Source organism: Myroides odoratus (assembly GCF_965118575.1).
GTDB classification, from domain to species: domain Bacteria; phylum Bacteroidota; class Bacteroidia; order Flavobacteriales; family Flavobacteriaceae; genus Flavobacterium; species Flavobacterium odoratum_B.
This window is the reverse complement of the sequence record NZ_CBCPHW010000002.1, coordinates 58,211-71,108: the sequence shown is the minus strand read 5'-3', so window position 1 is coordinate 71,108 and position 12,898 is coordinate 58,211. Positions and strand designations below refer to the sequence as shown.

At 40.2% G+C, this 12,898-nt stretch carries 8 protein-coding genes; all 8 read left to right on the top strand.

The window, feature by feature from the left end:
- Window positions 1–109 precede the first annotated feature (109 nt).
- The 8 genes from ACMHJ2_RS01730 (at window position 110) to metF (ending at window position 12,859) form a co-directional block, all read left to right on the top strand.
- On the top strand, window positions 110–817 hold the full coding sequence (locus tag ACMHJ2_RS01730; protein WP_413511241.1) for a tRNA1(Val) (adenine(37)-N6)-methyltransferase: 708 nt from the start codon (window positions 110–112) through the stop codon (window positions 815–817).
- A gap of 294 nt (window positions 818–1,111) precedes the next feature.
- Entirely contained in the window at window positions 1,112–2,386 is a 1,275-nt protein-coding gene (locus ACMHJ2_RS01725; protein ID WP_413511240.1) for an O-acetylhomoserine aminocarboxypropyltransferase/cysteine synthase family protein, read from the top strand.
- A gap of 1 nt (window position 2,387) precedes the next feature.
- Window positions 2,388–3,533, top strand: coding sequence for a trans-sulfuration enzyme family protein (locus tag ACMHJ2_RS01720; RefSeq protein WP_413511239.1), 1,146 nt, complete (start codon window positions 2,388–2,390; stop codon window positions 3,531–3,533).
- 7 nt (window positions 3,534–3,540) lie between these two features.
- Window positions 3,541–4,506 (top strand): alpha/beta fold hydrolase, encoded by a 966-nt coding sequence (locus tag ACMHJ2_RS01715; RefSeq protein WP_413511238.1) that lies wholly within the window; start codon window positions 3,541–3,543, stop codon window positions 4,504–4,506.
- Between the two features lie 12 nt (window positions 4,507–4,518).
- A complete protein-coding gene (thrA, locus tag ACMHJ2_RS01710) occupies window positions 4,519–6,921 on the top strand; it encodes a bifunctional aspartate kinase/homoserine dehydrogenase I (protein ID WP_413511237.1) in 2,403 nt (800 codons plus the stop codon).
- 7 nt (window positions 6,922–6,928) lie between these two features.
- Window positions 6,929–8,149 carry a trans-sulfuration enzyme family protein gene (locus tag ACMHJ2_RS01705; RefSeq protein WP_413511236.1) on the top strand — a complete coding sequence of 407 codons (1,221 nt, stop codon included), beginning with the start codon at window positions 6,929–6,931 and terminating at the stop codon, window positions 8,147–8,149.
- Between the two features lie 19 nt (window positions 8,150–8,168).
- Window positions 8,169–11,903: a methionine synthase gene (metH, locus tag ACMHJ2_RS01700; protein ID WP_413511235.1), complete on the top strand. Its 3,735-nt coding sequence runs from the start codon at window positions 8,169–8,171 to the stop codon at window positions 11,901–11,903.
- Complete coding sequence (gene metF, locus ACMHJ2_RS01695; RefSeq protein ID WP_413511234.1) at window positions 11,900–12,859, top strand: methylenetetrahydrofolate reductase [NAD(P)H]; 960 nt, start codon at window positions 11,900–11,902, stop codon at window positions 12,857–12,859. Before metH ends, metF begins: the two co-directional genes overlap by 4 nt.
- The last annotated feature ends 39 nt before the right edge of the window (window positions 12,860–12,898 follow it).

The following is a 12,898-nucleotide window of genomic DNA, read 5'->3' as shown; positions in this document are numbered from 1 at the left end:
GACCTACTCTTTTTTTTTCCTTTTCCTTTCCCTTTCTATCACAAAGACGCTTATCCTATTACCCATTCCTTTTTTGTACTTTTGAAGCATCGAAATTATATTTACTCTTATGTTTCAATTCAAACAATTCACCATACACCAAGATAAATGTGCGATGAAAGTAGGCACAGATGGCGTATTATTAGGCGCATGGACTCCCGTAGACCACAATCCAGTGAAAATTCTAGACATTGGTTCGGGCACAGGTTTACTCGCCTTAATGCTAGCTCAACGCACATACGCCGAACAAATTGACGCCGTCGAAATCGATGCAGATGCGCATGAACAAGCCATTGACAACTTTGAAAATAGCCCTTGGGGCGATCGTTTATTCTGTTACCATGCTGGTTTGGAAGACTTTGCTAATGGGATGGATGAAACCTATGATCTCATTGTATCAAACCCTCCATTTTACAGTGAAGATTACCATACCCCTGATGAAAAAAGAGATCAAGCGCGTTTTCAAGACTCCCTCCCTTTTGACTTACTCATAGAAGCTGTAGAATTCTTTTTAGCTGAAAAAGGAATATTCAGTATTATCGTTCCTGCCAAAGAAGAAGAACGCATCATATACCTTGCTGCAGAATTTGAAATCTATCCGTTAAAGGTTACAAGGGTAAAAGGAACCCCTACGAGTGAGATAAAACGCAGTTTAATTGCTTTCTCCAGAGAGCGAATAGAGAAAATTCCTCTAAATGAACTCATAATTGAAGAAAAAAGACACTGTTACACCCCTGAATTCACTACCCTATTAAAGAATTTTTATCTAAAATTATAGCATTCAAAGTTTTTATGCCTGCTATTAAAAATATTTTGTAGAAATTTGCTCTATAAATAGATAGATTCAAAGAACCTTAAAAAAAGGTTTTTTCATTTTATAACCTAAACCATGATTTTAAGAACTAACCCTTTGATGATGCCCCTAATGATGAACACGATGATGTTCACCTCTTGGTATGGCCGAAAGTCAATAAGTTAACCTGTTATATAGTAGGATAAATTAGTTGAAGTCTCATCGGTCTGCCGATGGGGCTTTTTTTTATGTCTTTTTCAAAATCTTTAAACAAAAACCATGAGCAATTTCAATTTTTCAACACAAGCCTTGCACGCAGGGCATCAAGTAGGACAAACAGCGGCTACAAGAGCGGTGCCTATTTATCAAACTTCATCTTATGTATTTGACAATGCAGATCATGCAGCTGGTGCTTTCAATCTAACTGTACCTGCTTATATTTATACGCGTTTAAACAATCCAACCAATGCTATTTTAGAGGAGCGCTTGGCTGCCTTAGAAGGAGGAATCGGAGCGGTAGTAACTGCATCTGGTGCTTCTGCTATAAGCACTACTTTGTTAACCCTTTTAAAAGCAGGGGATCACATCGTTGCCTCCAACAGTTTATATGGAGGAACCTACAATTTACTCAATGTCACTTTACCGCGATTCGGAATTCATACCACTTTTGTTGATCCTTCTGATTTGGAAAATTTCCGTGCGAATATTCAACAAAACACAAAAGCCATTTTCGTAGAAAGCTTAGGTAATCCTAAACTAGATGTGATTGATTTACAAAAGGTATCTCAAATTGCACAAGCACACAAAATTCCTTTTATCGTGGATAACACCGTTCCTTCTCCTTCGCTTTTAAGACCCATTGAGCATGGTGCTGATATTGTTATCCACTCCTTAACTAAATATATTGCAGGCAATGGAACAAGTTTAGGAGGTGCAATCATTGATGCGGGCACCTTTGACTGGAGCAAGGGCAAATTTCCTGAATTTACAGAACCCACAGCTGGCTATCACGGATTAATATACCACGAAGCCCTAGGTAATGGAGCTTTTATTGGCAAAATACGCTTAGAAGGGTTACGTGATTTAGGGGCTGCCTTGAGTCCTTTTAATGCTTTTCAAATTATTCAAGGGTTAGAAACACTGCCACTTCGAATCAAAAAACACAGTGAGAATGCCTTAGCCTTAGCGGAATGGTTAGAAAAACAGGAAGCTGTCGCTTGGGTTAATTACCCTGGACTAAAATCGAGTGCTTACCATACGTTAGCAAAAACGTATTTACCTGAAGGTCAAAGTGGTGTACTTACTTTCGGTTTGAAAAAAGGATTTGAAGCGGCTAAAAAAGTAGCCAATGAAACGCAACTTTTTTCTTTGGTTGCCAATATTGGCGATACAAAATCACTCCTTATTCACCCCGCCTCTACAACACACCAGCAATTGACTATTGAAGAGCAAAAAGCAACAGGGGTAACCCCTGACTTGATACGTCTATCTGTGGGAATTGAGTACATAGAAGATCTAAAACAAGATTTAAACCGCGTTTTTCAAACCTTATAAGATGAGTACACAAACCGATATACTAAATCACATTCCCATTGACCCTCATACAGGGGCAATTGCAGTGCCAATTTACCAAACGACCACGTTTGTACAAGAAGCACCAGGCGTTAATAAGGGGTATTCCTACACGCGTACTAGCAACCCAACGCGAGAAGCGTTAGAAAATTTAATTGCTTCCTTAGAAAATGGGACCCATGGTTTTGCTTTTAGCAGTGGATTAGCCGCGATTGACGTTGTAATTAAACTCCTTGCTGCGGGAGATGAAGTGATTGCCGTTAAAAATATTTATGGCGGTGCCTATCGGTTATTTACTTCGGTTTACGCAAAATTTGGAATTAAAACTACGTACGTTGATACCACGGATATCGAGCAAATAAAAAGGACTATTACTTCCAAAACCAAATTAATTTGGGTAGAAAGCCCTACCAATCCAACCTTGCAAATTTCTGATATTTCAGCGATTGCGCAACTGACAAAAGCACATCAAATACTCCTTGGTGTGGATAATACGTTTGCTACACCTATTGCGCAAAAACCGCTAGATCTAGGAGCCGATCTTGTGGTACACAGCGCCACCAAATACATTGCAGGGCACTCAGATGTAGTGGCAGGTTTGGTTGTCACAAAAAACGAGGCACTAGCTCAGTTAATTGGATTTCACCAAAACGCAACGGGTGCCATCTTGAGTCCTTTTGATAGTTTCTTAACGATCCGCGGGATTGAAACGTTGCTATTTCGCTACCGCATTCACTCCGCTAATGCTGGAGAAATTGCCTCTTATTTAGCCCATCACCCCAAAGTAAGAACGGTGTATTACCCTGGGCTAACCACCCATGTGGGGCATGAACTGGCTCAAAAACAGCAAAAGTATTTTGGAGGGGTGGTAACCTTTGATTTGCATCAGGATACCAAAGAAGCTGCGTTAACCGTCATTCAAAATCTGAAACAATTCAAACTAGCAGAAGGATTAGGCGGTATTAAAAGTACAAGCAATTATCCGCGTGAGATGTCTCATACCACAGTTCCTGAAGCAGACCAGATTGAAGCAGGTATAACCCCAAGTTTACTTCGATTGTCCGTTGGATTAGAAGAGGTAGACGATCTGATTGCCGATTTAAAACAAGCCCTAGAAAAAATAGTATAACTAACGTATGAGTCGTTTAAAACACCTTCAATTTCCGGATTATCCTTTACCAGATGGCACCAAGCAAACCATTCATTTGAGTTATGAAATATTTGGTCAGCCTTTGCATCAAGCCCCTCTTGTTTTGGTTAATCATGCCTTAACGGGTAATAGCACAGTGGCTGGTGAAAAAGGCTGGTGGAAAAACCTCATCGGTTGGGATAAAGTAATTGATTTAAATCGATATACCGTTGTGGCGTTCAATATTCCGGGAAATGGCTATGAAGCAAATGAAGAACATTTAATTCACAACTACACTTCCTTTACAACGGCACTAATTGGAACTTTGTTTTGGAAGGGACTAGAAGTATTAGGTGTAACCCATTTATATGCAATCATTGGCGGGAGTCTAGGTGGAAATATCGCTTGGGAAATGACCTTTCAAAAGCCAAATGCAGTAGAGCGATTAATTCCAATAGCCACAAGTTATCAGGCCTCCGATTGGCTAATTGGTCAAGTTCACGTGCAAGAGGCCATACTCAGTCATTCTAGTCATCCTTTAGAAGATGCCAGAAAACACGCGATGTTATTGTATCGAACCCCAGACTCCTTGGTGCAGAAATTCAACAGAAAACACCTGCAGGAAGAGCAAGAATACGCGATTGAAAATTGGTTAAACTACCACGGTAATGTTTTAAAAGAAAGGTTTCAACTGGTTGCTTATCGCTTGCTAAACCACTTGCTAAAAACCACAGGTACACAGCTTACTGAAGACTTTCTTTTGGCATTTGCCCAAACTAGTCCAACGGCAATTCACATCATCGCTGTCGATACCGATTATATGTTTACGCAAAGGGAACAGAAACAAGCCTATCAGAAAATGGCGCTCCACAAAGCAAACCTTACCTATCAAGAAATACAATCCATCCATGGACATGATGCTTTCTTACTAGAATACGATCAATTAAACCACTTATTAGAACAAATATTTTAAATCAGCAATCTTATGAAAATATTAAAATTTGGAGGAAAATCACTAGCATCAGGACAGGCTTTTGACCAGGTTATCCAAATCGTAAAAAACAAAGCCACTCAAGGTAAAATTACCTTGGTCGTTTCCGCTATTGGCGATACAACAGATACGTTAGAAACCATCCTAGACTTAGCTAAAAACCAAGGGGATTACCTTTCGGCCTTCCACAATTTTAAATTGAGAAGCTACCATTCCGCTGTGGATCTAGAAGATGAATTTAACGTGCTTAAAAAACTATATGAAGGGGTTTCACTCCTTGAAGACTTCAATCTAAAAATCAAAGACCAAATTTTAGCACAAGGTGAAATCATATCGGGTAAAGTATTAACCCATCATCTAACGAGAGAAGGCCTACCCGCTACTTTTGTAGATAGCCGTCATTTTTTTATTACGGATACTCATTTTGGCAATGCTCAAGCATATGAAGAAATATCAAAGGCTAAAACCCAAGTTTATTTCAAGAATTTAGAGCCAAATACCCTAGCTGTTGTCACGGGTTTTATAGGCGTAACGGAAAAAGGGGAAACCACAACCTTAGGAAGAAATGGCAGTAATTACTCTGCGGCCTTGTTAGCAAATTTTATTGGAGCTGAAGAATTGCAAAACTACACCCATGTAGACGGCATTTATACTGCTAATCCAGATTGGGTAAAAAACGCACAGAAGATTGAAGAGCTTCATTTTGATGAGGCCAATGAATTAGCTCATTTTGGGGCTTCTATTTTACATGCAAAAACTATTTTACCACTCGTAGAAAATAACATCCCACTGCGTATTTTAAATACGTTAAACCCCGAAAATACAGGAACCTTAATTTCTGCAAACCCTACGGCACAAGGAATAAAATCAGTATCGGTACAATCCAATGTTGCTTTAATTCAATTAGAAGGACGCGGTTTATTGGGTATTGTGGGTATTGATGCACGTGTATTTACAGCTTTAGCCCATGTAGGGGTCAGCGTAGGTGTAATTTCACAAGGATCCTCAGAACGCGGTTTGGGTTTTATTGTGGAAGATAAAGATGCTCCTCTTGCGGTTGAAGCTTTGAACAAAGAATTTAAAAATGACTTTTATACCAAAGATGTAAATGCGATTTCTATCCTCAATTCAATTGCTGTAATTTCTATTATTGGTCAGGATTTAAGCACCTTTGATAAACCTTATGCGGCTTTGGTAAAAAATAAAATAGTTCCCATTTTATTCAACAATACCGTAACAGGCAAGAATGTGAGTTTAGTGGTTCGCAAAGACGAGGCTCAAAAAGCAGTAAACGTCATCCATGGCCAAATTTTTGGTATTGCTAAAAAAATCAATTTAGCCATCTTCGGACATGGCGTAGTTGGCGGAACCTTAATTGATCAAATCCTAACCTCAGCCGCTGCGATTGAAGCCAAAAAAAACATCACCCTTCATATTTTTGCTATTGGAAACTCTAAAAAAGTATTGCTTTCGGATCAGGGCATAACAACCCAATGGAGAAATGATCTCCAAGAGAAAAGCATTCCCTATCAAATAGAGGATATTGTGGCATTTGCACATCAGAATCACTTGGAGAACCTCATCGCTATTGACAATACAGCTTCGGGTGTATTTGTTGAAAATTATCTTTCCTTAATCAACGGAGGATTTGATCTGGTGTCTTCCAATAAAATAGCCAATACCACTGCCTATACTTTCTACAAAGAACTTCGCAATACCCTAAAGAAAAACCACAAGGAATATTTATACGAAACCAATGTAGGAGCAGGTTTACCGCTCATAGACACGATTAAACTACTGCATTTATCGGGGGAAAATATCACCAAAATAAAAGGTGTTTTTTCGGGTAGTTTGAGTTATATATTCAACAAGTATTCCATTGAAGACAAACCCTTTAGTGCGATTTTAAAAGAAGCAATTACCCAAGGTTTTACAGAACCTGATCCGAGAGAGGATTTATCGGGTAATGACGTGGGACGAAAATTATTAATCCTCGCTCGCGAATTAGATTTACAAAATGAGTTAGAAGAAATCCAAATTCAAAACTTAATTCCATCAACCTTACAAACACTTAGTACCTCTACCTTTTTAAATAGTTTGGAACAAGTAGATCCCTATTTCGATCAAATCAAACAAGCGTTAAAACCGAATACCGTTTTGCGTTATGTAGGGGAGCTTTCGGGCGATCTACAACAGGACAAAGGCGTTTTAGAAACCAAATTAATAGCGGTGCCTATTCATTCTGCTTTGGGGCAACTGAAAGGTTCAGACAGTATTTTCGAAATATATACGGAGAGTTATGGCGAAAATCCAATCCTTATTCAAGGTGCTGGTGCTGGTGCATCGGTAACTGCCCGCGGTGTATTTGGCGATATTCTTCGCTTGGCAGATAAATAAAATAAGTATGAAAAACAACAGCAACACCCTCAATCTAGACTTTGAAACGCAAGCCATCCGCACACAAACGGAACGCACCCAATTCAAGGAACATTCTACACCTCTATACGTAACTTCTAGTTTTGTATTTGAGGATGCGGAAGCTATGCGTGCCACTTTTGCCGAAGAAATCGATTCGTATTCGTATTCCAGATACGGCAATCCCAATCAAACAGAACTAGTTGAAAAAATCAAACGCTTGGAAAAGGCCGAAGATGGCTATGCGTTCGCGACGGGAATGGCAGCTGTGTATTGCAGTTTATTTCCGCTGCTGAAAACCGGAGATCACATCCTATCTTGTTCGCATATCTTTGGCTCTACACGTGCTTTATTTAGTACAATGTTTCCCGAATGGGGGGTTGATACAACCTATTTTAGCATTCATGAAATTGATGCTATCGAGCAGTATATCCAAGCCAATACTACAATTTTATTTGTAGAAAGTCCAACTAATCCAAGTGTTGACCTCTTGGATTTAGCCTTTCTCGGAGCGCTTGCCCAAAAGCACAACTTAATTTTTATTGTGGATAACACTTTTGCAACGCCTTATTTACAGAACCCTATTGATTTTGGTGCGCATTTGGTGGTTCATTCCGCAACCAAACTTATGGATGGACAAGGCCGAGTTTGCGGAGGGATTGTTGTTGGGAAAAAAGAGCTAATACGCACTATCTATGTTTTTGCGCGAACCATTGGCACTTCTATTTCCCCTTTCAATGCCTGGGTATTATCCAAAAGTCTGGAAACATTAGCTATACGCGTGGATCGACATTGTGAAAATGCATTGAAAATTGCGCAATATCTCGAACAACACCCTCAGATTGAATTTGTAAAATATCCGTTTTTGCCCAGTCATCCCCAATATGAATTGGCAAAACAGCAAATGAAACAAGGGGGTAACATTATCGCTTTTGGTATCAAAGGGAAATTGGAACAAGGTATTCAGTTTATCAATCAATTGGAGTTGTGCAGTCGTTCTGCCAACTTGGGAGATAGTCGAACAATTGTTACACATCCAGCCTCAACAACACATAGTAAAATCCCTCCTGCAGAAAAACAGGCAACAGGTATCACTGATACTTTAATTCGATTATCAGTCGGCCTAGAAAGTGCAAAGGATATTATCGAAGATTTGGATCGCGCTTTAGCATCTTTATCTCAATACAAAGACACAACTCGTCTTCAGTAAGTCTTAAAAAAAATAAATCATGATAGCAATGAAAGTAAAAAGAGATATTCAAAACCTAATTCAAACCAAAACCTTAGTTCTCGATGGAGCTATGGGAACGATGTTACAGGCCTATCATTTTACGGAAGCTGATTTTAGAGGAGAGCGCTTTGCTGATTTTGCTCATCCGCTAAAGGGAAATAATGATTTATTATCCTTGACGCAACCTGAAGCAGTCAAGGAAGTGCATCGCCAATACCTTCTTGCAGGAGCGGATATACTATCTACCAATACCTTTTCAGGGACGACAATCGCCATGGCGGATTATCACCTCGAAGCGATTGTTTATGAACTAAATTATGCTTCTGCTCAACTCGCGAGAGCAGTTGCTGATGAAGTTGAATTGCTAACACCAAACAAACCTCGTTTTGTAGCTGGAGCCATTGGTCCAACTAACAAAACAGCGAGTTTATCTCCAGATGTAAACGACCCAGGATATCGCGCCATTACTTTTGAAGAACTGCGCATCGCCTATAAACAACAAGCAGAAGCGCTTTTGGATGGCGGTTGTGATTTGTTACTCGTAGAGACTATTTTTGATACCTTGAATGCAAAGGCAGCTCTATTTGCTCTTGATGAAATACAGCATGAGAGAGGTATTGACCTCCCTATTATGGTTTCAGGTACAATTACGGATGCCTCAGGAAGAACTCTCTCGGGGCAAACCGCAGAAGCTTTCTTGATTTCAATCTCACACATCCCTTTATTGAGTATTGGTTTTAACTGTGCCTTGGGGGCTGAACAACTAGAACCCTACCTCAAACAATTGAGTCAATATGCTGCTGTAGCGCTATCTGCCCATCCCAATGCGGGATTGCCCAATGCTTTTGGCGAATATGATCAATCGCCTCAAGAGATGGAAACCTTAATCGATCACTTCCTCCAACAAAACTTAGTTCAGATTATTGGTGGATGCTGTGGTACCACTCCGGAACACATCCGATTAATTGCTCAAGCCGTTGAACGCAATCAGCAAGCGCGCACTATTGTCAATCGAATTCCAACACCTCCTGTTCTTTCTTTATCAGGTTTAGAACCTTTGTATGTAACCAAAAACCTCAATTTTATCAATATTGGTGAACGCACGAATGTTACGGGATCTCGGCGTTTTTTGCGCTTAATCAAAGAAGAAAAATTTGATGAAGCCCTAGCCATCGCCCGAGAACAAGTAGAAGGGGGTGCGCAGATTATCGACATCAATATGGATGAAGGTCTATTAGATGGGGTACAATGTATGACCCATTTTTTAAACCTCATTGCTTCTGAACCCGACATCGCCAAAATCCCAATCATGATTGACAGTTCTAAATGGGAGATTATTGAAGCAGGCTTGCGTGTGGTACAGGGAAAAGGCATCGTAAACTCCATCAGTTTAAAAGAAGGCGAAGCTAAATTCATCGCCCAAGCTCATTTGATTAAACGCTATGGAGCAGCAGCGGTAATTATGGCGTTTGACGAAAAAGGACAAGCAGATTCCTATGAAAGACGTATTGAAATCTGTCAACGTTCGTATGAAATATTGGTTCATCACGTAGGGTTTGCACCTCAAGACATCATCTTTGATCCCAATATATTTCCAGTAGCCACGGGCATGGAGGAACACAACAACAATGCCCTTGATTTTTTTAGAGCCACGAAATGGATTAGAACTCACTTGCCGTATGCCAATGTAAGTGGTGGCGTAAGCAATGTTTCGTTTTCCTTTCGCGGCAACAATAAGGTTAGAGAGGCCATGCATGCAGCTTTCCTTTATCATGCCATTCAACAGGGCATGAATATGGGCATCGTAAACCCTGAAATGCTGGAAGTGTATGACGAAGTAGACCCTACCCTGTTGGAATACGTTGAGGATGTGCTGTTAAATCGCCGCGTAGATGCTACTGAACGCCTATTGGATCATGCAGAAACCTTGATCAACGACACCGATGAATCTTCCCAAGTGGTTAAGATTGAAATGTGGCGCTCAGGTTCGATTCAAGACCGGTTGACCCATTCTCTGGTAAAGGGAATTGAAACGCATATTCATGAAGATGCAGAAGAAGCGCGCTTAAGTGTAACTCAACCAATTCAAGTCATTGAAGAGTATTTGATGAATGGGATGAATGTAGTAGGCGATTTATTTGGCGCAGGCAAAATGTTTTTACCTCAAGTGGTTAAATCCGCTCGAGTCATGAAAAAAGCCGTGGCTTACCTGCTACCCTATATTGAAGAAAGCAAGCGATTAAATGCCACTGCCTCTACGGGAAATGCGGGCAAAATACTGATGGCAACGGTTCGTGGGGATGTCCATGACATCGGCAAAAATATTGTTTCGGTCGTACTGGCCTGTAACAATTACGAAATTGTTGATTTAGGGGTGATGGTTGCTCCCGAAAAGATCATCGAAACGGCCTTAAAGGAACAAGTAGACATCATTGGCCTCAGTGGGTTAATCACACCTTCTTTGGATGAGATGGTCCATTTGGCAAAGGAATTGCAAAAAATAAACGCTACCATTCCCGTTATGATTGGTGGTGCAACCACATCGCGTGTGCATACAGCGGTAAAAATCGCTCCCGAATACGACCATTGTGTCGTCCATGTACATGATGCCTCCCGTTCGGTAACGACAGTGAGTTCACTCTTGAAAAAAGAGACCAAAACACAATACCAACAAGCCATTAAAGATGAATATAACCAATTAAGGACGGACTATTTAGGCAGAGCAAGAGACAAAAACTACCTCTCTTTGGCAGAAGCACGCAAAAACAAAGTAAAGATTAATTGGAAAGAAGAGGAAATTCAAAAGCCCAATTTCATTGGAACAAAAATTATTTCCGTTGAACTTTATGAATTACTAGCCTTCATTGATTGGTCGCCCTTTTTTCGTTCCTGGCAATTATTTGGCAAATTTCCCCAACTATTAACAGATGAAATTGTTGGGGAAACAGCGACTCAGGTTTATGAGGATGCCCTCCAGCTGTTAGATCGCATTATTGAGGAATCGTGGTTTGAAGCTCGGGGAATCCTAGGTATTTTTCCAGCGAATCAAGTCAATGATGACGATATTGAAATCTATGATGCCGAAGGACAAGTGCTAGATCATGTATTGACTTTGCGCCAACAAGCCGTAAAAAATAGCAGAGCTTCCAATATTGCGCTTGCCGATTTTATTGCGCCCAAAGAAACAAACAAACGGGATTATGTTGGGCTATTTTGTGTAACCACTGGATTTGGCGTGGAAGAAAAAGCCAAAGCCTACGAAGCGCAACTCGACGATTATAATGCCATTATGGTCAAAGCGCTTGCCGATCGATTAGCAGAAGCCTTTGCAGAATATTTGCACCATAAAGTGCGTACAGAGCTTTGGGGTTATGCCTCTGGAGAAACCTTAAATAACGAGGAACTAATCCGTGAGACTTATATGGGTATACGACCAGCTCCAGGGTATCCTGCTTGCCCCGATCACCTTGAAAAAGGAACCATCTGGAAACTACTAGAGGTAGAAAAAAACATCGGCGTTACCCTAACCGAAAGTTATGCCATGTTTCCAACGGCTGCGGTTTCGGGTTATTATTTTGCCCATCGAGAAAGTCGCTATTTTGGCTTGGGCAAAATAGAACAGGATCAACTCGAGAGCTATGCGCAACGAAGAAAAATTACAATTGAAGAAGCTGAACGTTGGTTAGCACCCAATTTAGCTCAACAAAAAACACCCTCTAAAAAAGAAGCATGAAAGTAACTGAACATATCCAAAAAGCAAAAGGGAAAACTCAATTTTCCTTTGAGATTTTACCGCCTTTGAAAGGGCAAAACATCCAAGCAATTTTTGATTCTATTGAACCTTTATTGGAGTTTGAACCTCCTTTTATTGATGTTACCTATCATCGCGAAGAATATGAATACAAAGCAGCGAGCAATGATTTATGGGAAAAAAGAGTCGTTCGCAAACGCCCAGGAACGGTGGGTATTTGCTCCGCGATTCAAAGCAAGTTTAAAATAGATGCTATTCCGCATATTTTATGTGGTGGTTTCTCCAAAGAGGATACAGAAAATTTCTTGATTGATTTAGATTTCTTGGGCATTGACAATGTGGTTGCTCTGCGTGGGGATGCTGTTAAAAACGAAACGTATTTTAAAGCAGAGTCCAAGGGAAATAAATATGCTTCGGAATTAGTAACACAAATCTCCGATTTAAATCGAGGGAAATACCTCGATCCCGAATTGGAAAACAGCAATCAAACGAATTTCTGTATTGGCGTAGCGGGCTATCCCGAAAAACACATGGAAGCCCCTAATTTAGATACCGATTTAAAATACCTCAAACAGAAAATTGACCAAGGAGCATCCTACATCATTACACAGCTATTTTTTGACAATGCGAAATTCTTTGAATTTGTCGAAAAATGCAGGGCAATTGGCATTACTGTACCTATCATTCCTGGGTTAAAACCGTTGGTATCTTTAAATCAATTGAGTATCATCCCTCAACGCTTTAATGTTGACTTGCCTGATGCCTTAGTCAACGAGGTACTCAAAGCCAAAAATAACCAAGAAATAAAAGAAATTGGCATGGCCTGGTGTGCGGAACAAACCAAAGAGTTAATTCAAGCAGATATGCCTATTGTGCACTATTACTCCATGGGGAAAGCGGATACAATCAAAAAAATAATTACTCAAGCCACTTTATAGTTGTTGTTTTATTCTAAATTTCAAAATGAAAATGTCCTT